Below are 23,498 nucleotides of genomic sequence, written 5' to 3' on the forward strand. Positions count from 1 at the left end.
AATTTCGGCTGGTGATAGAAAATGGCATTTGATGTGAATGTGAAAACCCTGGTAATGATAAATCTTGCAGTCCAGATATTGCTTATAATACTCCTTTCTTATTCTTCATTTATTGTAAGAAAGAAGGATTTACGAAAGCATTGCAGTATTAATCGAATTGCAGTCATTATCCAGATAGCAGCAATATTATTTTTTATGCTGCCTTCAATGCTGGGTTTTGTAAAAAACGGTATATTATTCGATCTTGAGATACTATTTCACCACACACTGGGGATATTATTGATCGGATTGTGGATATACATAAATCTCGCATATTCCAGAATCATCAAAGGACCAGATAATTTTAAATTAATTATGAGGTCAGCTTATATCCTCTGGACATTGGCTTTCATAGTCGGATTGCATATTTACATACGGTTTTATTTGTGAGTTCGGGGATGGCGCAAAAGTGTATATCCGGTTTTCTTATGCTAATAGTATTGAGAATATTGGGGAAGGAATGAACAGGATAGAGAAATATCTCCGGAAAGACTATAAATAGAATCTAATCAATTCAATTCTATCATGGAACAACCTGTCCAAAATTTTACAATGCATAAATCAAATGAGGCTAAATCTAAAAAAGAATCGGACAGGCAATTAATAAGAGATATCCTGGATCGCAGGCATGCTGTGTCAGTTATTTTAAGTTGATTCGGCGGAATGCATATTTAACTTCGGTTTAATATCAATTTCAAATTCTGCTGGTTTTGTCTCCTCCCAGTTCTCGGCGATATCGTGCTTATCCCAGTATTCGCCAATTTCTTTGTAGCTTTGTGCTTTTGAGATTGAAGTTTTACTTTTGCTCATATTTCTTCCGTTCTGCATTTGTCATGTCTCTTGCTGATACAATGAGTGCTTGTTTATCTTTTTTATATATGAAGGAAATAATGATTATCTTCCTGCATTTGTTCTACCAATTTTTTTATCAGCGGCGCCGCCCTGTCATCGAGCCAGGGACGGTGGGTTGAGTTTTTATTATCAGTTTATTAGTCTTAATAAATTATGTCAATTTTTTGGTGTCCAAATTACTCCAGTTGGATCACCTTTAGGTTCAGCCTTTCTATCTAGAAAATTACAGCCTACTAAAGCAGATAATACCCCATCTAACAAATCTTCATACCCTTTAAGACACTTAATTTTATAATAAGTGTTTGGGTCTAACAGCGGCAAGAAATCTTTAATGTTATCAACCTTCAAAGTTAATTTATTTCTTAATTCATTCAATTTAGAAATTATCTTGTGGTAACGTTCCTCAGAAGAATCATTAGGCCAGTATTTTGCTCTCTTTTGAATTTTATAGGGAAAACGTTTTTCATAACCAAAAAACTCAATAATCGCTACATGGGGATAAACTTCAATGAAGGCAGGAGTTTCCTTATATTCACATGCCCACTCGAAGCCGTTCTTTTTAAGTTGATCAAAAATATTGGTTGCTATAACACCAGGTCGTTTGGGGGAGGGACTATGCGTTGAAACTTTGAATTTACCATACTCGTGAGATATGATGTTATCCGCATTCCTGCGCTTAACTATAGGATGCGGAGATAAAGGAATATCAAGCGCAATTAAATCTACTTGAGAACAGCATCCAATAATATCTGAAAAATTTGGCATTGAACCTTCTAAATTATCTCGCCTCTCACCATTGCAGAATTCATCATAAGAGCGTCCAGTCTTTACTAATTTTGGAGCAGTATCGGAAGCCCATTTTAGTAGAGCAACACCAGAAGGATTTTTATTTGTCCATGCGGCATCTACACCCAAAACATATTTTTCCATTTTAATCATTCCGTAGTAATACGTATTAAGGCTTCTGTTCCTCCTTAGGCTCCTTCATCTCTTCCAGCGTCACCTGCACAGCTTTCTCCTCCCCAGCCGTTTCCTCCTCCTTCGCAAGCGTAGCCACGCCCACGACCCTGTCCTTTTCCCCGACATTCATTATCTTCACACCCTGCGTATTCCTGCCCTGCACGCGTATTCCGCTTGCAGGCACACGGATAATGATGCCGTTTGAAGTCGTGACCATGATCTCATCATCTTCACGGACTGTCCTGATATCCACGACATTTCCATTCCTGATATTGACATCGATAGTGATAACACCCTGGCCGCCGCGGTTGCTTGTGCGATACTCATCAAACACGGTGCGCTTCCCGAAACCGTTCTCGGTCACAGTTAGAAGGGTTGCGCCTTCCTCCACGACTGCCATGCTGACGACTTCATCCTCGCCTACAAGCCTTACACCCCTCACTCCGTATGCGCTTCGTCCCATATCCCTTACATCATTCTCGTTGAACCTGATGGCTTTCCCGTGCTTGGTCCCGATCACCATTTCTTTTGTACCATCCGTGAGCTTCACGGATACAAGTTTATCCCCTTCATCAAGAGAGATGGCGATAATACCTGTTTTCCTGACATTTGCAAAATCAGTAAGCTGCGTCTTCTTGGCCGTACCTTTCTTTGTGACCATCAAAAGGTAGTGCTTCTCATCAAATTTACTGATCGGTATGTACGCAGTGATCTTTTCACCCTGCTCAAGCTGCAGCAGGTTGACGATTGCAGTGCCTCGCGCCTGTCTTCCAGCTTCGGGTATTCCATATACTTTCAGCCAGTAAACTTTTCCTTTGTCTGTAAAGAAAAGGAGATAATCATGAGTATTGCCGATAAAGAGGTCGCTTACGAAATCCTCTTCCTTGGTCTCCATACCCATGACACCCTTCCCTCCGCGGCGCTGCTGTTTATATGAATCCACTGCAATGCGTTTGATGTAACCGCTATTGGTTATTGTGATAACATCATCTTCTTTCGGGATTAAGTCCTCAGTCACACGGTCACCTGTACTTTCAATTATTTCGGTCCGCCTCTTATCTGAAAAGCGGGCTTTGATATCTGCAAGTTCTTCTTTTATAAGAGCAAGTATTTTTATTTCACTTCCCAGGAGTTCCTTGAGCCATGCAATAGTTTTCTGGAGCTCCCCATACTCAGCATCGATCTTCTCGCGCTCAAGACCGGTGAGCCTCTGGAGCCTCATATCAAGGATAGCCTTTGCCTGCTCAATACTCAGACCGAACTGTGACATAAGACCATCGCGCGCTTCATCAGGTGTCTGTGATGCTCTTATGAGCTTGATAACTTCATCGATATGGTCAAGCGCGATTATCAAACCTTCGAGTATATGAGCGCGTGCCTGTGCTTTCTTGAGCTCGAACTGGCTGCGGCGTATTATGACCTGCTTCCTGTGGGATATAAAATTGATGATCAATTCTTTTAATGGCAGGACCATCGGGCGCCCATCCACAAGAGCGAGGTTGATAACACCAAAAGTGGTCTCAAGCTGTGTGTGTGAGTAAAGCTGGTTTAAAATGATGTTGGCCTGCGCCTGTCGTGATATCTCAATGACGACGCGGATTCCATCCTTGTCGGATTCATCGCGAAGGTCGGTTATCCCTGCGATCTTCTTATCCCGGACAAGGCCTGCAATATCTTCGATCATTTTTGCTTTATTCACCTGATAGGGAAGCTCACTAATGATGATCGTTTCCTTGTTTTTCACTTCCTCGATTATTGCGCGGGCGCGCATCTTTATTGAGCCGCGGCCTGTGGAGTACGCATCCCGGATCCCCTGTCGGCCATAGATAAAACCCGCCGTTGGGAAATCAGGTCCTTTGACTGCGGTCATGAGTTCGTTCCATTCCACAGCAGGATTATCGATTACCATCGTTATTCCATCTATCACTTCGCCAAGATTATGGGGCGGCATATTGGTCGCCATGCCCACGGCAATACCTGTAGAACCATTGATAAGAAGGTTCGGGAGCTTGCATGGAAGAACAGAGGGCTCTTTTAATGAATCATCATAGTTTGGAACGAAATCCACGGTTTCTTTATCGATATCACCAAGTATCTCGTCTGCGATCTTTCCGAGGCGGACTTCAGTGTATCGCATCGCAGCGGCGCTGTCGCCATCGATAGAATTGTGAACGAACACTCCGCATGCGAGTAAGAAATTGTGATATTTATCAACGGAAATATCATATGTATCGACACGTTCCTCAAGGAACCGTTTGGATATTATACGATGGTTATAGTTTTTAGCTGTATGCAGAAGATGATCGAAATCATTAAAATATTTTAGGGCATTTTCAATACGAGGGATCCAATTCATATTCCTGTTTTCACTATAAACCTCTGGAGTGACCACCTCATATTTCTTTAATAATTGTGCTACATAGCCTGCGATCTTTTGGCGCATGACAATGTTCTTATATTCTGGGTCAGTCCATTTTTCAACAAGTTTGGAGGCCGCATGCGCTGCAAGTTCCGACATCATTATGGGATTTTGCTGCATTCGAGACTGATTGCTTTGAACGACCCCGTTCCTTTGAGCCTCACGGAAAGCCTGGTCTTGCCGCTGTTCTGCGATTTTTTCTCGATGCATTGCTCGTGTTTCCGGTTTTTCCCAGCATTTGTGAGCCATTTTAGAAAAGTGATCTTCGGGATACTTTGCTCGATATTCCGGATTCTGCCAATTGCGCCTGGAATTTTCGCTCAGTTTTGCCCGCACTTTTTCAGATGACAAAGCGAGAGAAATAGCTTCAACAATTTCAGCACGCTTTTCATCATTCGCCCACATTTTCTTGCTTTTTTCAGAAATTATCTGCGTTACTCTTGCTTTTTCTTCGGGTGATAGCTTACGTTTCTCAATATTGGCAAGCGCAACTTTCATTCTGGCGCAATAATCCTCATCTTCCCATAACGCTTTCATCCTCTTTGAAATATCAGCGCATGCATTGGGGTTCTCTATGAAATATTTCTTCATCCCGATTGAACTGCGAAGTGCATTTTCCTTGCGGAATTCTTCATCCTGATTCTGGTTCTTGAACCTTAACCGGCGTTCTTCAAGCACTTCTGGATGCTCATCGTAATAGCGCTTCACACCCTGTTTTTGTCTCTCGCGGAATTTGTCATCTTCCCATAATTCTGTGATATATTCTGCATGTAAATGCAGATGTTCCAGAAATTCCATGCGTTCTATATTGGTTGGACGGTTATCCATCCGATCAAAATTCTTGTGATGCCGGACGAATGCTCCTCCAAATCCCCGTGCTATTCCTTTTTGGAAGTTGAATTCGTCAACAAGATGATGTACAAAATCATATTCTCCAGAGGCAGGCTGTAACACTCTCAGGTAATCATTAAGCCCTTCTTTAACTGGAATGGTATCAAAGTATCCTGGCATAAGACTATCATCGATAGTGAGATCCTGCGCCTCTTTATATGTGCCATCGCGCAGCATGAATCTGTGGTCTGGCGTGCAGCGTATCTTTTCACCACTATCGATAGTCAATTCTATGAGTTCTGCGTTACGGCGGGTTATCCGGGAATTTTTGCCTTCCCCAACTACAATATGCCCTTTATCATCAACTGAGTATACATAAAAAACATCATCAGGGCTTAAACTGGCAAGTTCCTCAAACGATTTTTCAGTACCGTCTAACAGTTTGATCTTAGTATCGCCTGTAAAACAGCCAAAGTTTCCCTGTCCATCTATCAAAGGATATCGTAAAGAAAACTCCTGTACCATCCTTACGAGAGAATCGTAAACAGCGATATCGCCGTGCGGGTGGTACTTACCAAGAACGTCTCCCACGATCCTTGCTGATTTTTTGTAAGGCTTATCGTGGGTCATCCCCTGCTCGTTCATCGCATAAAGGATGCGCCGGTGCACGGGCTTCAGGCCGTCCCTGACATCAGGGAGAGCGCGGCCAACTATGACGCTCATCGCATAATCGATGTATGAGCGCTTCATTTCATCCTCGATATTGACCAGGGTGATCTTTTCCGGTACAAGGATTTGCTGTTCTGGTTCTGTGGATTCTGGTTCTGGCATGGGTATCAGCTCGAATTTATGTAAATTAATTGATTTTTGTTTGAATTTGCCATCTTTGCGCTTTTTGCATCGTAAATCTCAATTCCTTCTTCTTCAATAGTCATTATGAAATCCCTTTTTTCTTTTTTCATTGTTTCAAACTCCAAAGGTGAATACACCAGAGGTTCAAGCGAAATAAGGGTATTATTCAGCCTTATTACATCGGCAATTCTATCTATGAATCTCTTGGAGGTTTCTTTTATCAGCATTAGGTCAATATCGCTGCCTTCATGTGCGTCTCCTCTTGCATAAGAACCAAAAAGCACGATTTTCTGGGGGGCGTAGTTACTGATTATGCTCTGGATGATATCGGTAAATGAATTCTGGATTTTCTTGTCATTTGAAATTTTTGTGATGTTTAAATACATAAAGGTCTCTTAACTAATGGATAATTATGAAGCTCTTGTTGTCGAAAAATTAATTGATTCAACCGCAGATGAACGCAGATGAACGCAGATATTATCACCGTAGACGCAAAGGTTTTCATTGTTGAGCTTTGCGTTCTTTGTGGTTTACTTTGGATACAATTATCATAAGTGACCTTGCGCTCTTTGATTTCCCGGATAAGTTCTTCTGTTATTGGTTGCATAATAATTTTATAATTTGCTTTGCTTTAAGATTTCCATGCTGTGAGTCGCAAGCTTCTTGTTGAACCACGCATCGATATGATCCGGGTCGTTTTCAATAACCTTTTCGTAACACTTTATCGCCTCTTCATATCTATTTAAACTATGAAGGGCAAGACCTTTGCCGTACCACGCATAGAAATAATCAGGGTCTATCTCAAGCGCCTTTTCGCAGCATTTTATTGTTTCGTCATATTTTTCCAGATAATAAGAAGCAAGTCCTTTGCAGTACCATGTATCCGCATGATCGGGATATAATTGTATGACAGTTTCATAACACTTTATAGCATCCTCAAACCTGTCCTGGATATGAAACATCAGTCCCTTGTTGAACCAGATGAACCATGAATAAGCGTCAGTTGGCTGGAGTTCGATTTCTTTATCAAAACATTTTGCCGCATCTTCGAATTTCTCAAGGCTGCGCAGGGCAAATCCCTTCCAGCGCCATGCTTTTGAATGCCCGGGATTGATCTGCAAAACACTGTTATAATATGTTATTGCATTGCTAAACTGGTTCAAATTATGAAGCGCACGTCCTTTATTGAACAGGGCGTCAACATTTTTTGGTTCAAGCTTCAGTATCCGGTCAAATAGTTCTATAGCTTCATTATATTTTTTTAAATTGACAAAGGCTAGAGCTTCTGTTTTCCATTTATCAGTATTTTTTCTTTTTGCAGAGAATTTCATAAATAATTTCACTTCATTATAATTCGATCAGTCAAATATCTTATATGCATTTGCCTTGAAAACGTAGGTTGAAACCCAAACAACTAATCTGCGTTCATCTGCGTTTATCTGCGGTTTTTTTATTTCCTGTATGAGTTTGTTGGGTATTGGTTGCATGTTCTTTTTAGTAAGTAACTTATACCCTAATATCATCAGTGGGCACTTTAAACTGAGAATTTCCATAGGATTTAGTAAAACCCTTATAACCTATCAAATCAATCTTCACCGCTTCAAGTGTAATATAAAGTGACTTACCTTCTTTTTTTATTGATTTTAATTGGCTTATGAAATTTGGATGCAATTGGAGCTGAGATTGGTCATTTATAGTTCGTTGATGAGGAAGATCTATATTTTTTGGTGTTTCAATTTGTCCTAGTGTATAACCAGAGTTATGATCAGTAATAGTCATAGAAATTCTTTTAGTTTTAAAATCAAAGATACTGCGATTTGTAATAGCATACCTTACTTCCAAATAAGGGGCTGGAAAAGTGTCCTCTGCCCTGATAAATCCGTTATGAAAACTCGGTTCTATCATCGATTCATAATTACTTGAGTTTTCCTTAATAATTACTCTCAAATCGGTTAATTCTTGTTCCATTTTTTTAAGTTGTTCTTCCTTAACAACCAAATTTTTTTCTTTTCGATTTAAATCAATATAATTTTTAATATAGGAGTATGCTCTATAAACAATTGGAATTGATTCCCATCCAACCATGATTACACATCCAGGTTCCTTACATCCTTCGCATGCCTCTCGATGAACTCACGCCGCGGCTCAACCTTATCGCCCATAAGGATCGTAAAAATCTCATCTGCTTTGATCGCATCCTCAAGCGTGACCTTTAGCATCGTCCTTGACTCGGGATTCATGGTCGTATCCCACAGCTGCTGGGGATTCATCTCACCCAGACCTTTGTATCGCTGCATAGCGATACCATCTCTTCCTACCTCAGCAAGCTTTTTAGTAAGTTCTTCCTCATTATAAACATAGAACTCTAATTTGCCTTTCTTAACCTTGAAAAGTGGAGGCTGTGCTATATAGACATACCCGCTCTCGATAAGCGGGCGCATATAACGGTATAATAAAGTCAGGAGCAATGTCCTGATATGGCTTCCATCAACATCGGCATCTGTCATGATCACTATTTTATGATATCGGGTTTTCAGGATGTCGAATTCCTCTCCTTCGCCAATGCCTGCGCCGATTACAGTGATGAGCGCACGGATCTCTTCATTCTTTAATATCTTGGTCAGGCGCGCTTTTTCTACATTTAATATCTTGCCGCGAAGCGGAAGTATTGCCTGGAACTTTCGGTCGCGTCCCTGTTTTGCGCTATTATGAACAAAAACGCCGCTTGCAAGTGCAAAGTTATGCGTATTCGGAACCTCTATATCATAAACATCCATTTTTTCTTCAAGACTTTCGATAGATACGATACGATGGTTAAGCATGCTAACAGCTTCGTATGCTTGTGCCGGATATTGGGGAATAGATTTTTGAGTATGCAATAAATGATTATCGACCACAGAGTACACAGAGAACGCAGAGGGTTGCTGCTGTTCTCTGTGTACTTCGTGCTCTCCGTGGTTTTTTAAACTGTGATTATACCAATCAGCCAGCATATGAGTAAAAATCCACCGATCATTAAGCGGGTCAAGCACCATCTCATATCCGTCTATTGTTATCCCTGATTCTTTAATGTCAGAGAATTTGCGATAAAGCGGCATTAATGAATCATTCGGGGCAACTTCTTCTATCCGTTTGAAACTGCCGTCACGCATCATGAAAGGATGATCAGGAGTACAAGTGATGGTTTCACCATTATCGAAAGTAACCTTCATCACTTTCGTATTTGCCTTCGTCTTTCGCGGATTAATAATACGCTCTAACCCGATCTTTCCATCATTTCGAATTGTATAACAAAAATGCTCTTTTCCTTCAGCCTGTTCTGCTATTATTTCTTTGAAACTGAGTGAACGCCCATCTGCAAGGGCAACAAGCGTATCTCCTGAAAAACAGCCGCCTGCCGAATCTCCTTCCACGATATATATCTCACTTTTTGCCGGGTCTTTTTCAGAGCAGTCCGCAAGTTTGCCAGGAAGCGAGCCTACTTCGAGTGCGCTTTTCCTTCGTGTAAGTTCACGGGCTTTTCTTGCGGCTTCCCTTGCCTCGGCAGCCTCAAGCGCCTTTAAAAGTATATTTTTCGCAGAAGCAGGATTCTCTTCAAGGAACTCTGAGAGCCCCTCGGAAACAAGGGTCTCAACAATTCCTTTAATATCGCTGTTCCCGAGTTTTGTCTTTGTCTGTCCTTCAAATTGGGGATTTGTGAGCTTGACATTGATTATCGCTGTGAGCCCTTCCCTGGCATCTTCGCCTGAAAGCTTGTCCTCGCCTTTGAGCAGGCCCTTTGATTTGGCATAATCGTTTGAAACCTTGGTAAGGGCTGCTTTGAACCCTACAAGATGGGTTCCGCCTTCATGAGTATGAATGTTATTTGCAAAAGCATAGATGTTCTCGGTATAGCTGTCATTGTACTGCATTGCGATTTCCACAATCGTAGTGTCTTTTTGCTTTCGGAAATAAATGGGTTTTTCATGCAACAGGTTCTTGTTCTTGTTAAGGAACTCAACAAACGATATGATACCGCCATCGTACTGGAACACTTCTTCTTTCTGGGTGAATTCTTCTTTAAGGGTTATTTTTACGCCCTTATTTAGAAAAGCAAGTTCACGCAACCTGTTTTCAAGAGTTTCAGTATTAAATTCAAGAGTTTCAAAAATAGTTTTATCTGGTTTGAATGTGATTGTCGTTCCTGTAGATGTTGATTCACCAATAGTGGTTACAGGTGTTACAGGTTTTCCGCATTCATATCTTTGCTTGTAGAGTTTTCCATCACGCCTGACTTCCACCTCAAGCCATTCAGAAAGAGCATTGACCGCTGAAACCCCTACGCCGTGAAGGCCGCCTGAAACCTTGTATGCATTATTGTCAAATTTTCCACCTGCGTGCAGCATGGTCAGGACAACTTCAAGAGCCGATTTCTGGTATTTCGGCATGACCTCAATCGGGATGCCTCTTCCATTGTCCACGACCCTTACGCTATGATCCGGCCTGATAGTTACTTCGATATTCGTGCAATAGCCAGCAAGCGCCTCATCGATGCTGTTATCAACAACTTCATATACAAGATGATGGAGCCCCTTTGAATCCGTACTTCCAATATACATGCTCGGGCGTTTGCGTACGGCTTCAAGCCCCTCAAGAACCTGAATCTGTCCTGCCCCATATTCTTTATTAACTTCGTTCATATCGAGTACCTTTAATAGTTATAATAATATTTTATTTAAAATTTTCCTGTTTTTAACAATCCTAAATTAAATTTCATGCCTTCAGTTTTTGAAAACCTTCAGGTTTTAATTGTTTTTATAGCTTATATACCTTATCGCAGCGATGCATCTCGATTTTAATTTTATTGATACGAAATAATTTAACACAAATTTTTGTTAAATTATTTCAGGAAAAGGGGAAAAATTCGATATCCTCATTTCTGCAAATATGTTACAAATTCCGAAGCAGTATTCACTCTAAAATCCAGATTATCCCCGTTATCTGTTTCGGTCACTTTTAACCAGTATTCAGCCAGGATATAATCACCAGGACCAAAAGTATAATACGGCGTAATACCGCTGATAGTTTCAGTAACACCATATCGTGTATTCAGATGATTAGAACTTCCGGTCAAATTAAATAAATAAGTAGTGGCCGTTGAATTATATTTATATACATAGATTAAGATTTTGCCATTCCCATCATTTGTATCTGAATATGTCTTTACTTTGAAACTCCAGTCGCCTCCGATTGTGCCATTTACCGGTGTTTCGCTTGCCCAGCCATATCCTTTATATGTTGATCCGGGTGTTCCTGTTTGCGAATTTTCTTGACCGGGTTTGAAAATGTAGAAAACAGGATCATTAGAACCCAGCCGTATGGTCGTACTGGTATCAGATGACCCGCCCTGAGAAGTACTCATATCCCAGGTATAAATTCCCGCAGGATTATCTGTGTTTCTCAGATAGACTTTCACAGTTAAAGGCGATACTGTGGTTGTGCTGTTAATATACCCTGATTTTGTGGGGTCATTTACTGAAGTCGCGGTGACATTAACTTGGAAAGGCCCTCCTGCTGAGGTATTTGTAACATTCAGGGTAAATATTCTTGTTTGTCCGGAATTAAGGAGGACGGGCGAAGAGATATTTAAGCCTGTCACAGAGGCAAGGTCCGGATTGGAAACCGTCAGGATATACGAATCCGTACCAGTCCCGTTATTTGTAAGATTCAATATATAGGTCGCATTGGTTCCCTTCAGTATGGTCCGGGAAAGATTAGTGATATTTGTAAGGCTCACGGCCCTGATAGCCATTGGTGTTGGGGTAGGTATTGCGGATACTCCTGTACCTGCAGCGATTGACCCATTGAAAGTATAAGCGTTTATGGTAATATTGCCCGGATAATCAACTGTTACAATGTTACCAGACACAATCGGATTTAAATTATATTTTCTTAAAAGAACATCCCAGAGCCGGGGATAATTGGTATAAAAAGTTACAGTTACATCGGTATTATTATATGTGCTGATTTTTGATTGGAGATTATAATTCAGGGAATTTATTCCTGAAAAAGACACTGATTCCTGGGGATAAGCGAGTATAAAGACATTAATTATATTATTGTCGAAAATAGCCTGGTTGGTATCGGTATAAAGATAATTGTCAATTGCGAAATCTTTGATGATCAGCCCGTGTTCATATACAAGCGATGGCGAATTGGAATAATAATTATAATTCGGTACAAATTTTATGCTTGTTGATGAATTATTGAAAAATGTCTGAGTCTGGTTAAAAGGCGTATAACTTACATTTATCCATGTATCATTTGTTGAAGTCAGGGTACCTGATGTATCAGCAGGATTGATAAATATCAGCCTGTTTGGATAGTGGGCACCCATATGGATCACACCTGATTTCGGGAACTGGAACAGTGCAACATCATTTATGTCGGATCTTATTTTCAGGAAATCATCATATACAACATTGAAATGATCCATTTCCACCGCTTTATTCCATTCGGGTACGGACTGCGCCTGAATTATTGCGATCATAGAGACCACAATTGCCAGAAGCATAATTGCTGCAATTATCTCGCTTAACCCTGATTCGCAGTTTAAAAAAAAGTTAATATTTTTTCGAGCCAGGATCATTCAACTCCCTGCAGGAAATATGTAAATACAACATACGCAATGACCAGCATTACTATGGAATGTTTCAATCCTGCCCGCAGATTTCCTTCACCCATCTGTCCTGCCACAAGTCCTGAGAAAAAGCCCTGAAGGAGCGAGGCATGATAAAAAAGTGTTTTTATATCAGAAAGACTGGAAGTCTTGAACATAGAGACCGTCCCTCCGGTGGGCATTTTTGAAAGGAAATACACAAGAAGGACAACAATTATAAACAGGAACACGAAAAATGAAAGATAGACTATCACGACATATATTAACAGGTTAGCGAATCGTTCCTGTTTCAATCGCTGCCCGATATCTGCATCTTTTGCTGCAATAGACAGGACGTTTCGAATATCGCTTGTAGATTCGCTGGCCTTTACGATCAATGTGATAATCCTTGAAACAGCACTTGATTCAATACGCTTTTCAAATTTCTGTAACGCACCTGTAGTTATAGTACCCCATTCGATAGCACGGTGTATTTTTTTTACCTCATAAGTAAGTACTCCCATGTTTGACTCAGCCGTGTGCGCGATAGCTTGAGTGAGTGTCAACCCTGCTTCATTCATACCCGCAAGCCGTTTTAAAAAATCAGGCATTCGTTCTTCAAATTTTCTTATCTTTCGTTTTCGCATCTCAAAAAAAACAGTAAAAGGGATAATGACAAAAAGAATCACTATCAAGAAATGGTTTTCTACTGCTTTTGATGAAATATCCCTGGCATTGAAAAATAGATATATTATAGAAACGGGTACTGTTATGAAAAATGTCCTGCCTGGCTTTTCCATGAAAATTTTCAGGGGATTAAACAATATGAACTTTATTTTAGATCTCTTTTCATACTGTTGCAGTCTCTTTATATCCCCTAATTCATGGGGCTGTTGTATCTTTAATTGTGGAACATCTTTAAAAACCTCCAGACTTTTGACCCTGGTATAAATGACAGGCATCTCTTCTCGAATGCCGGAAATAGTGTCTATGAGAACAATAAAGAGCAGGGTGCCAACAGGAATTACAACATATATTATTAATGACAATAACAATTCTACCCCGCCTCTCAGTAATCCCAGGACGACGATTATAACAATAAGAAATAATGGCCCTGCGACCAGTGCACTGACATAGACCTCCCCAAAAAGCCCCAGAGTTTCAAGGAAATACTTCTGGTCCTGGGCAGCAGTCTCCTGATAATATTCAGACCTGCTTTTAAAGAAGCGGCTCAAGTCCCCGCCGCTGTTTATTACAGATATGAGATTATTGATAAAATCTTTGAACTTCCTCGAAGGCGTCCTCTTGCTTGCATTATGAAGTGCGGTAACTATGTCCATCCCGAAATATTCCATATCCCGGACGATCATTGCTATTTCTTCCGCTGTACCGCTATATATATGGATATATGAACCCAGGGACTTGAACATATCAATTATATTCATCCCGCCCCGGCTCAATGCGTAAAGGTAGGTTAGAGCATGAGGCATGGACTGGTCTATTCGATACGACCGGTTCTTCGCTTTAAAAGACGGGTAAGAGATCAATATAAGGTATATAGCATAGCTGCCGCTCATTGCAAAAATTGCAGTTATCAGGAATATTACGAAGCTGTTTTGTGCCAAATTCCGGGCTAAAATATATCCGAAAACAAGAGATATCCAGCCTGCGATGAGTGAGTAAAATAAAGAACTGCACACATATTCATGCACATTTCGCGTTATATGCGCTTTTCTTATATTTTCTCTTAGCTCATCATAGTTTTCCTGATATACCCATTTTCCGAAAAGGATGCTTCCGATCTCTGAATTGATCATAATTTCGTGTACTCTTTTATCAGGCCATTTCCAGTTTCGCCATGACATCTTTCGGATCGATATAGTATGCCTGGATGATATTTGCAAAACTCTTGTAGTCACGGATATTGTTTTTTACCATATATCGCAGTACAGCTTTTCTATTGTCGATCTCAGCAAGTAACTGGTCCATGCTCCACCCCTTCTCATGCATGATATTATTCATTACATAAGATTCGCCACCCTTCTCAAAACAGTCATCCTGCGGATTCCATTTGAACATATCGTTGATCCTGATATTTCCGGTACGCGGATCAAGACCTGTGATCTCTACTAATTGCTGGCATCTCCTGCTCTTTTTCCCTTTTATTGTAATTTGTATCTGGACTGTAATTATATCAAGCGCCTTTAACATGGCGTGCGGCACGTTTATTGGTTCATTTTCCAGCCTGTTTATTACGTCCTGGATATCTCCTGCATGTATAGTGGAATATGTAGTGTGCCCCGTACTCATGGCCTGGAACAGGGTTCGCGCTTCGCTGCCTCTCACTTCACCCACGATTATATATTCCGGTCTCTGGCGCAATGCCGATATTAGCAGGTCGAACATATTGATCTCACTCTCACCTTTTGCGAAAGGTTCTCTTGTGACTCCTGCTATCCAGTTATCATGGTATAAAGTGAGTTCCCGCGTGTCTTCTATAGTCACAACCTTGGATGCGGGTGGAATAAATAATGAGATGGAATTCAATGTCGATGTCTTGCCAGACGCTGTTCCGCCTGCTATCAGGAGGCTTTTATTGTTTTCAACAGCAAGCCACAGATATGCCATCTGTTCTACAGATACAGTGTTAAAATTTATAAGATCAATAGGAGTGAGAGGAACTTCTTTGAACCTTCTTATGGTGAAAGAACTTCCACGTGTGGTTACATCATGTCCGAGCGTGGCCTGGATGCGCGATCCATCAGGTAGTGTAGCGTTTACAAGCGGTGAACCAAACGAGATATGTTTGCGTCCTTTCTGGCATAATTTAATAACAAACGAATTAAGATCAATTTCATCAAATTGAATATTCGTCTTAATGTTCCCGTATTTTCTATGATACAAAAAAATCGGTATATTAACACCGTCACAGGATATATCCTCTATCATGGGGTCTTTCAATAAAGCATCTATCTTCTCGTACCCCAGGAAATTCCTGTTCAAATAATATAATATCTTATATACTGTTTGTTCTTCCAGCGAATTGGAATATTGGTACAGCAGCTCTATAGCATGTTCTTCTAATTTTTCTTTTTTTTGCCTGTCTTTATAAAGAGCTTCTTCTTCGGTCAGTATATCTTGCAGGTTAACATTTATTTTTTCAAGCAGCATTCTTTCAAAAGATGACAGCCCAGGCTCTCCGACATAATATAGTGTTTCTTTGGTCTGGATTTTAGTCAGGATGTATATATATACATACGGTTCATTTATCCAGTACTGTTCAACTTTACAGAAGCCCTCTGGAATTTCAAATAATACAAGATCGCCGTGTTTTGAATGAGAATATGGGTCTGTCTCCTGCCTGCTCTTCTTCTTAAAACATATAACGTTTCTTATATGATTCATCATGTTACCCTAATCATTTGTTATCATCATAATTACTATCATGTAAATATGTTTATATATGTTTAATTACTTATATCCTTTTTGGAATATGGAACAACACAGGATAGCTACTGGTATCAGGTCTTTAGATCCCATCATTAAAGGAGGATTTCCCGCAGGTTCCTTCATAGTCCTGCTGGGTGAGATCGGAGCTGGCAACATTGAATTTGCCTACAGTTCCATGATCTTAAGCCAGTTAGAACAAAAAAAGAGCAAATCAGCGCCAACTACAGCAGAAGCCGGATTAAACTATAAATACTCAAAGAAGATATGTTATGTTTCAATAACGAGATCAAAAGAAGATATCCTGAATGAAATAGCATTTGGATTCTCCAGGGAGTATAGTGCAGCCTTAAGAGATGTGATAAATTTCCAGGATTTTTCAAAGCAATTTTTTTTAAAATCCTCTGTTCCTTCCAGATGGATATCAGATAAAATATCGTTTGAGAAGCTCTGTGAACCTGTAGCAGACGCAAATCTCCTGGTGGATCTTGTAGATTTCCTTGAGAAAAACGCATCGGATAGTCTGGTTATTCTCGATTCTTTGACGCAGCTTGCCCAGTATTGTGAAGAATACATGAAATGGAATGAACTTTTATTTTTCCTGCGGGCGCTTCAAAAGGCCGCTAAACTATGGAATGGGGTTGTGTATGCAGTATTGAGCAAGAATGTTTTCCAGAGACGTAAAGAAGAATCAATCATAGATTGTGCCGACGGGGTACTGGTTTTTGACTGGGTGGAAACCGGGGTTGCACAGAGACAGCAGATCATGTATATTAAAAAGTTCGGGGGACTTCTTCCAACCCTGGAGAAGGATAATATTGCGAATTTCGAGATAAAAATAATGCCAGCTACGGGTTTTCAGGTGACTAATGTCAAACAGATAGTATCTTTTGGCAGGTAAATTGAATAATATGGATCGTGAGGCGTCATTATAATATGGAACGAGTTAAAACCGGTATTGAAGATCTTGATGAAATGTTAAATGGAGGAATACCGCAGGGTTGCGTTACTACCATCATGGGGGGATACGGTACCGGAAAATCCACACTTGCCCTGAAATTCATTCATTCAGGCCTGGTTAAGGGTGAAAAATGTCTTTATATAAGCATCGACCAAAAAGAAGTCGAACTTATTAATAGTTCAGCTTTATTCGGATGGGATTTCAAACCGCATATAAAGAATGGAACCTTTAGAATCATACGATTGAGTCCGACTTTCCTGAAAACCACGATTGCAAAAATCGAAAGCGAATTGCCAGAACTCATAAAAACATTTGCTCCGAAGAGGCTCGTTGTTGATCCTATCACGTTGTATGAAATGATTTTTGATAATGAAGGGGAAAGAAGAGAACAATTGTTCAAACTTATTGAGATGATAAAAGACAGTGGAACTACATCTTTAATTGTATCCGAATCAAGCAAGGAGTCACCATACATGTCACGATTCGGGTTGATAGAGTATATAGCAGACGGGGTAATAACGCTCAGGAATATCCGGGGAACTGAGATGAAATCAGTTGCCCGGGTGATAGAAATATCAAAAATGCGGATGACTGAACATTCTGATGCCATCAAACCTTATGAGATCACAAAAGATGGAATTGTTGTTCATATCGGAGCAGAGATTTTCGGTGAATTCTAATACAAAATACCCGGATAAATCCTAATATTTTTTCTATCGTTACTTTATATTGAACTTTACTCCGATCTTGAACAATCTCTTCGTAGGCAAATTCCTGAGCTCACATCCGGTCTTCTCTTTAAGTTCTTCAAGAATTTCATTTAACCTTTCTTCGCTTTCGGCTGAAACTGTGAACCAGACGTTAAAATTAGCAGGCCGCAGATAATTATGCGATACTTCTTCATATTCATTGATAATAGCTGCAACTTCATCCACTCTCTCAGGCTGTACTTTCATTGCAACAAGCGTACCCATACCACCAGTTTTCTTTGTGCTTATTATGGGACCTATGCGCCTTATAGCGCCTTCTTTCTGGAGCCGCTGGATTCGTCTTATTACATCCTCCTCCTCCAGCCCCAGGTTTTTTCCCAACTCCTCGAAAGGTTTATTCACAAGGGGAAAGTTTATCTGAATTGCATTCAATATCTTTTTATCAATATCATCCAGCGAAATTTTAGATAGAGCCAAAAAATCACTTCCCTCTTGATCCATATACGCAATACGGCTCTTCTTCCAGGTAATCTCCCGTACCTGCATATGCCCTGGCGCGGCAGCCGCTGCATACATTCTTGTACTCACATATACCGCATTTGCCTTTCAGCAGTCCGGGGTCGCGAAGGTCGCAAAAAACCTTTGATTTCTCCCATATCATCTTAAAAGGTTTTTGCTTGATATTCCCGGCCAGGGCAGGGAGATATCCGCATGGATAAACATCGCCTTTACTGGAGACAAAACAGAAAGCTGAGCCTCCAAGGCATCCTTTGGTCATAGCTTCAAGACCGTGGGTTTCAGGTGTGATCCGTATCCCTTCTGCCTTTGCACGCTGCCGCATTATCCTGAAATAATGAGGTGCACATGTGGCTTTTAACTGCATTCTTTTGTCCTTGCTTTTGTCATAGAACCAGTTAAGCACCCGTTCATATTCCTCAGGCGGGATTTCTTCAGATTCTATTTCTTCGCCCCTTCCTGTCGGGACAAGAAGGAAAATATGAAGGGCTGATGCTTTGAGTTCAATAGCAAGATCATAGATTCGCGGGATTTCTTTAAGATTTCTCTGTGTGATCGTGGTATTTATCTGGAAACCCAGACCTTCTTTTTTCAGGATATCAATTGCACGAAGAGATGCTTCAAATGCACCTGGCTCTCCCCTGAAAACATCATGCATTTCCCCGGTTGCCCCGTCAATGCTAATGCTTACCCGCTGGATTCCCGCATCTTTTAATTTCCTGGCAATCTCAGGAGTAAGAAGCGTACCATTTGTCGCAAGCACCGCACGCATTCCTTTTCCTTTTATGTATTGCGCTATCTCATATATATCAGCCCGAAGCAGTGGCTCTCCTCCGGTGAGGATTATTATCGGCTTGTACTCGACCAGTTCATCTACGAAATGCTTTGCCTCGGCTGTGGATAATTCTCCGGGCTGCGGCTCTTTAATTGCAGATGCCCTGCAGTGGATGCAGGCAAGGTTGCAGGCATTGGTCAGCTCCCATGCGATGAGTCTTGGGGGTTTAACTTTTTGTTCTATCAATAAAATCACGTATTATCGCATTATCGTTTGTTACCTTAATCTTTATGTAATAAGCGAAGAAATATTACTGGTATGGATTTGAGTTATTTAAATACAGCTTCTGGTATAGTGTGGATCGCGTTCATAGTTTATATTTTAAACCTGATCTGGCAGCGAAGGGCTCTTGTAAGCGAACTTAAAATGCTTGAAATTCTAAAATAATATAATAATATTATCTTAATAGTCTAATGACATGAGCATTGAAAGTATACTTAATTACAAAACCGTAGCAGTCGTGGGGATATCAGATGACCCGACGCGTCCGAGTAATTTTGTCGCGCGTTTTCTCAAGGAGCATGGTTACAAAATAATTCCGGTTAATCCAAAACTTAAGGAATGGGAAGGAGAAAAATGTTATCCTGACCTCGGATCTATACCTGAAAAAGTAGATATTGTTGATATTTTCAGGCGCTCTGAAGCTATTCCTCCGGTCGTTGATGAAGCAATTGTTATAAAAGCAAAAGTTGTCTGGATGCAGGAAGGTATCATTAACGAAGAGGCTGCTGAAAAAGCGCAAAAAGCGGGGATTGAAGTTGTAATGGATAAGTGCATGAAAATTGAATGTGTGAAATTCAAAAGCAAGTGAAGCCTGCGCACTTCATAGCTTTTTTTTAAGATGCAACAGTGATCCAGAGGCAAAATAAGTACCTGTAACCATTATTAATGTTTCGGGTAAATATATATAGAATTATGCGCTTATACTTTACAAGCGACAACAGGAGGGAAGATTAGCATCATGGGGGATGACACTATTTCGGCAAAAGACCTGGCAAAACTTATAGAAACTCTGGCCGATATAATACAACAGATAGGGTCACTGGAAGAGCTTGAAGGTTGGTTAAGATCGCAACATTATATCAAGTCTATCAGAACGGCGGACTACCTTATCAAGACCAATCCACCACGCAAGGAATTATTGGTTACCTTCAAGATGGATAATGGCTCGACAGTCACAAAGGTCATCGATATAGTTCTTTACCCGAATAAGACATTTGGTCTGGCTGAAGTGCATGAACCATAGTCCTGCAGCAAGACAATCTATGAGAAAGTCCAATTTGATTTTTGGCTTAAGAATCTAGTAATTCAATTCAATTATGTTGAAATTGTAAGCCCTGTATCAATTTCTTCGATTGATTAGTTAAGAACCCTTTATTCAACTAATAATTTGAGTTTGAGCGACATATTTATATATTAAAAAGAACACTTATTTTATAGGTGGGATTTAGAGCAGAATTTATTTCTCACTTAAATAAAAGTGGTGGTTTAAATGTCTGATGGAAAAAATGATTTAATTAAAAAATTGAACAGCTTTGAAGCAGATCAACTATTGGGGGAATTAAAGTCTCGTCCAAAGAAAGTAAGATCTAGCGGACCTTTTCAAGATGTTGATTCAGCTACGATTGCTAAAGTATTGAAAGATAAGCAAAAGGCAATATACGGTGTAGACGATAGAAAAGATTTATTCCTAGTTGACGATCAAGGAATTCTCAATGATGCCGATTGCGTGGTAAGTTTATTTCAGAATAGAGAGGTTGTGGACAATGGTGATGGTACATCTACACTTGCAGTAAAAAATTTTGGTACAGAATATAACTTATGCAATAATGAACGTTTTAGAGAGCAACCAACCGGAGCCTTTTGTTCTGGTTTTCTGGTAGCTCCAGACCTTGTAGCTACTGCAGGACATTGTGTCAATCCAAGCAACGTAACTAATATACTATTTGTCTTTGGGTTTAGAATGGTAGATGAAACAACACCACATACTAATATCGATAACAATGAAATCTATCGTGGTTTAAAAGTAATAGATCGAAAAGAAATATCCGATGGTTCTGATTGGGCAGTTGTCAAATTGGAAAGAGCAGTCGCAAATCATAGGATTACTGATTTTAGAAGAACGGGGATAATACAGAATAATCAAGCTGTCCATGTAATCGGGCATCCATGTGGACTTCCTACTAAATTTGCAGGTGGAGCGAGAGTTCGCGATAACACATCCGGTGAATTTTTTGTTGCGAATTTAGATACTTATGGAGGCAATTCAGGTTCGCCAGTTTTCAATAGTGATACTCATCAGGTTGAAGGAATTTTAGTAAGAGGAGCAACAGATTTTGCTAGTTCTAACGGTTGCGACGTTTCTCTTGTATGTCCAAGTTCAGGCTGCAGGGGTGAGGACTGCACAAAAACTACCGAATTTTCATATCTATTTGGGCAAGAAAACGGGCCAGAAGTTATTTTGTTGGACACGACAATTTCATCCATGCTGCCTGATAAAGACAGCATTAAAGAATATGTTATTAAAGGAATTGAAAGTGGTAAAAAACTCATTATAAATTTAGAGGGGCCAGAAGGGCAGGATTTTGACTTATATGTTAAATTTGGGTCACTGGCAAAAGTTGATGATTGGGATTCTCGCGGTTATACCTCTGACCCTAATGAAGAGGTAACAATTGACCCAACCGAACAGGGAGATTATTATATCACAGTGCACGCTTTTGCTGGTAAAGGTAATTTTAATCTTAAAGCCAATACTATGTCAAGCGAAAATGATTAAATGAGGCTCCCAACCCTGAAAAGGGTATCCGACAATTACTGTAAGTAATAAAAATTAACAAAAATTTTTCTCCTTTTTCGATTACTGAAATTGGCGTCTTAGGTCTTTCCAGGTTATTTCCTATTTTTGGTTCTTTTCCCGTTTCTCTATATTCCTCACAAACCTGATCTACACGTCTTTTTCAGGGCAAAAATTAGTGGGAAATTTTTCCGGGACTACACAAAAAAGTATTAAGATCGCAAATTTTATGACCTCCTATATGTATAAGTTACTGAAATCGTGGTAATTTTGCTCTGAACATCCGGATAGATTTATTGGACATTACTAATCTAATTTATGGACATATTTATGAAAGCTGCAATTGAAGAAGCAAAAATCGGGCTACTTGAAGGCGGTATTCCAATAGGTTCGGTTCTTGTGAAAAACGGTAAAATCGTGGGCAGAGGGCATAACAGGCGCGTCCAGGAAAATGATCCTGTCATGCATGCGGAAATAGATTGCCTGCGAAAAGCCGGACGAATTGGAAATTACGACGGAACGATACTATATTCCACATTGATGCCATGTTATCTTTGCGCCGGTGCAATTGTCCAGTTCGAAATAAAGAAAGTATTCGCTGGTGAATCAAGAACATTTGAAGGCGCAATGGAATTTATGCAGTCGCATGGGGTTGAGGTAATAGATCTTGACCTTGAAGAATGTACGCAAATGATGACCGAATTCATTAAAAAGAATCCGCGTATATGGTCTGAGGATATTGGAAAACTTTGAAACTTTTCTAAAGAAGCTTCAAATTACCAGTTATCTTATCCAGTTCACCGACTTCAGCAGGCCCGATTCCAAGCACTGTAGTCGTTCCTGGAGGTACTTCGGTCAATCCCGCATCAGTAATAAGTACGGCTGGAAGGCCATGCCTCCTTGCAAGCTCCCTTAATTCAAAAAGTTCCTTCAGTCCCGGAACTCGTAAGACCACTTTCTTCTGGCCTCCTTCTTTCCATGCATCACGGACTTTTTCACTTGTAAATTCATATGTGGAAATTGAAGCATGGGCGACCTGGACCGCAAGTTTGCCTTTAGATAATTTCAGGTCATCGCGCACGATTATGCATTGTTTATAATCAGTCATAAAAAACACCACATGATCATTGAAAAACCAGGAGTCACCGGATCATCATGCCTTTATCATCAAATTTCAATACATCTTTCTGATCTTCCCACTCTTTTCCCAGCCTCAGGGATTCTTCCATGTCAAAATCTCCGACTCTTATATTATCGCCAGCTTTTATGATAGCTTCAAGAGGGATTGACATGATGCTTTCGGATTTTTTTATTATGATCCTTTTGCCATCAATTGCTATACTTTCCCCGATATCAATGTAGTCCTGTTTAACGAATTTACCGATATACAAATGAGTCTTTAGCTGTGCGTCTTCTTCTAAATTCTGAGGGTTTTTCTTGAAAAAACCGGTGATCTTGGCAATAATAGACATTTACATCTTTTATTGTTTATTCTTGAATAAATACTATTGGAACGATAATTGATGAAAGTCCTGTGGTAGACGAGCCCATCCATTAATTAATCCCTTCCATTCCATCATTGTTTTGTACCTTTACGAACAGATAGCACCAGGCTTTGTTATTGAAATAAGCCGTGATGTTA

At 40.2% G+C, this 23,498-nt stretch carries 23 protein-coding genes and 1 pseudogene; 9 read left to right on the top strand and 15 right to left on the bottom strand.

Annotation, left to right across the window (positions count from 1 at the left end):
• Positions 1-21 precede the first annotated feature (21 nt).
• Both CL181_RS16435 and CL181_RS21250 read left to right on the top strand, forming a co-directional pair.
• The gene (locus tag CL181_RS16435; protein WP_097300409.1) at positions 22-429 is read left to right on the top strand and encodes a hypothetical protein; all 408 of its coding nucleotides are present in this window, start codon (positions 22-24) and stop codon (positions 427-429) included.
• Between the two features lie 135 nt (positions 430-564).
• A complete protein-coding gene (locus CL181_RS21250) occupies positions 565-693 on the top strand; it encodes a hypothetical protein (RefSeq protein ID WP_255251614.1) in 129 nt (42 codons plus the stop codon).
• Here the strand turns inward: CL181_RS21250 and CL181_RS20635 are convergent.
• The 11 genes and pseudogenes from CL181_RS20635 to CL181_RS16485 form a co-directional block, all read right to left on the bottom strand.
• On the bottom strand, positions 685-849 hold the full coding sequence (locus CL181_RS20635; protein ID WP_176505283.1) for a hypothetical protein: 165 nt from the start codon (positions 847-849) through the stop codon (positions 685-687). The two genes, CL181_RS21250 and CL181_RS20635, sit on opposite strands and share 9 nt — an antisense overlap.
• A 198-nt stretch (positions 850-1,047) precedes the next feature.
• A complete protein-coding gene (locus CL181_RS16445; RefSeq protein ID WP_176505284.1) occupies positions 1,048-1,821 on the bottom strand; it encodes a DUF429 domain-containing protein in 774 nt (257 codons plus the stop codon).
• Positions 1,822-1,846: 25 nt separating this feature from the next.
• Complete coding sequence (gene gyrA / locus CL181_RS21675; RefSeq protein ID WP_394336515.1) at positions 1,847-5,548, bottom strand: DNA gyrase subunit A; 3,702 nt, start codon at positions 5,546-5,548, stop codon at positions 1,847-1,849.
• A gap of 5 nt (positions 5,549-5,553) precedes the next feature.
• Positions 5,554-5,851 (bottom strand): annotated as a pseudogene (locus CL181_RS21265) (DNA gyrase subunit A); the annotation flags it as partial.
• 86 nt (positions 5,852-5,937) lie between these two features.
• The gene (locus CL181_RS16455) at positions 5,938-6,339 is read right to left on the bottom strand and encodes a nucleotidyltransferase domain-containing protein (RefSeq protein ID WP_097300413.1); all 402 of its coding nucleotides are present in this window, start codon (positions 6,337-6,339) and stop codon (positions 5,938-5,940) included.
• Between the two features lie 228 nt (positions 6,340-6,567).
• A complete protein-coding gene (locus tag CL181_RS16460) occupies positions 6,568-7,284 on the bottom strand; it encodes a tetratricopeptide repeat protein (protein ID WP_097300414.1) in 717 nt (238 codons plus the stop codon).
• 175 nt (positions 7,285-7,459) lie between these two features.
• On the bottom strand, positions 7,460-8,038 hold the full coding sequence (locus tag CL181_RS16465) for a hypothetical protein (RefSeq protein ID WP_097300415.1): 579 nt from the start codon (positions 8,036-8,038) through the stop codon (positions 7,460-7,462).
• A gap of 2 nt (positions 8,039-8,040) precedes the next feature.
• Positions 8,041-10,632 (bottom strand): DNA topoisomerase (ATP-hydrolyzing) subunit B, encoded by a 2,592-nt coding sequence (gene gyrB / locus CL181_RS16470; protein WP_097300416.1) that lies wholly within the window; start codon positions 10,630-10,632, stop codon positions 8,041-8,043.
• A 233-nt stretch (positions 10,633-10,865) separates the two neighbouring features.
• Entirely contained in the window at positions 10,866-12,581 is a 1,716-nt protein-coding gene (locus tag CL181_RS16475) for a hypothetical protein (protein WP_097300417.1), read from the bottom strand.
• A complete protein-coding gene (locus CL181_RS16480) occupies positions 12,578-14,407 on the bottom strand; it encodes a type II secretion system F family protein (protein ID WP_176505285.1) in 1,830 nt (609 codons plus the stop codon). Before CL181_RS16480 ends, CL181_RS16475 begins: the two co-directional genes overlap by 4 nt.
• 19 nt (positions 14,408-14,426) lie before the next feature.
• Complete coding sequence (locus tag CL181_RS16485) at positions 14,427-15,998, bottom strand: type II/IV secretion system ATPase subunit (RefSeq protein WP_097300419.1); 1,572 nt, start codon at positions 15,996-15,998, stop codon at positions 14,427-14,429.
• A gap of 85 nt (positions 15,999-16,083) precedes the next feature.
• Here CL181_RS16485 and CL181_RS16490 point away from each other — a divergent pair, with 85 nt between their 5' ends.
• Positions 16,084-16,938 (top strand): hypothetical protein, encoded by an 855-nt coding sequence (locus CL181_RS16490; protein ID WP_176505286.1) that lies wholly within the window; start codon positions 16,084-16,086, stop codon positions 16,936-16,938.
• Between the two features lie 35 nt (positions 16,939-16,973).
• Complete coding sequence (locus tag CL181_RS16495) at positions 16,974-17,678, top strand: KaiC domain-containing protein (protein WP_097300421.1); 705 nt, start codon at positions 16,974-16,976, stop codon at positions 17,676-17,678.
• 39 nt (positions 17,679-17,717) lie between these two features.
• On the opposite strand, the gene ahbA is transcribed toward CL181_RS16495, so the two are convergent.
• The gene (gene ahbA / locus CL181_RS16500) at positions 17,718-18,185 is read right to left on the bottom strand and encodes a siroheme decarboxylase subunit alpha (RefSeq protein WP_255251615.1); all 468 of its coding nucleotides are present in this window, start codon (positions 18,183-18,185) and stop codon (positions 17,718-17,720) included.
• Positions 18,186-18,189: 4 nt separating this feature from the next.
• Positions 18,190-19,242, bottom strand: coding sequence for a heme b synthase (gene ahbD, locus CL181_RS16505; protein ID WP_097300432.1), 1,053 nt, complete (start codon positions 19,240-19,242; stop codon positions 18,190-18,192).
• A 75-nt stretch (positions 19,243-19,317) separates the two neighbouring features.
• Between ahbD and CL181_RS21270 the strand changes: the two genes are divergently transcribed.
• The 5 genes from CL181_RS21270 (at position 19,318) to CL181_RS16525 (ending at position 22,609) form a co-directional block, all read left to right on the top strand.
• Positions 19,318-19,446: a hypothetical protein gene (locus CL181_RS21270; protein ID WP_255251616.1), complete on the top strand. Its 129-nt coding sequence runs from the start codon at positions 19,318-19,320 to the stop codon at positions 19,444-19,446.
• Positions 19,447-19,477: 31 nt separating this feature from the next.
• Positions 19,478-19,870: a CoA-binding protein gene (locus CL181_RS16510; protein ID WP_097300423.1), complete on the top strand. Its 393-nt coding sequence runs from the start codon at positions 19,478-19,480 to the stop codon at positions 19,868-19,870.
• A gap of 150 nt (positions 19,871-20,020) precedes the next feature.
• Positions 20,021-20,305 carry a hypothetical protein gene (locus CL181_RS16515; RefSeq protein ID WP_097300424.1) on the top strand — a complete coding sequence of 95 codons (285 nt, stop codon included), beginning with the start codon at positions 20,021-20,023 and terminating at the stop codon, positions 20,303-20,305.
• A gap of 246 nt (positions 20,306-20,551) precedes the next feature.
• Entirely contained in the window at positions 20,552-21,838 is a 1,287-nt protein-coding gene (locus CL181_RS16520) for a serine protease (RefSeq protein ID WP_097300425.1), read from the top strand.
• 336 nt (positions 21,839-22,174) lie between these two features.
• A complete protein-coding gene (locus CL181_RS16525; RefSeq protein WP_097300426.1) occupies positions 22,175-22,609 on the top strand; it encodes a nucleoside deaminase in 435 nt (144 codons plus the stop codon).
• A gap of 7 nt (positions 22,610-22,616) precedes the next feature.
• Here the strand turns inward: CL181_RS16525 and pth2 are convergent, their stop codons facing one another.
• Positions 22,617-22,964, bottom strand: coding sequence for a peptidyl-tRNA hydrolase Pth2 (gene pth2, locus CL181_RS16530; protein WP_097300427.1), 348 nt, complete (start codon positions 22,962-22,964; stop codon positions 22,617-22,619).
• 34 nt (positions 22,965-22,998) lie between these two features.
• Complete coding sequence (locus CL181_RS16535; RefSeq protein ID WP_097300428.1) at positions 22,999-23,328, bottom strand: DUF5749 family beta-barrel protein; 330 nt, start codon at positions 23,326-23,328, stop codon at positions 22,999-23,001.
• Positions 23,329-23,498 lie beyond the last annotated feature (170 nt).

Origin of the sequence: Candidatus Methanoperedens sp. BLZ2 (assembly GCF_002487355.1) — an archaeon.
GTDB lineage: Archaea > Halobacteriota > Methanosarcinia > Methanosarcinales > Methanoperedenaceae > Methanoperedens.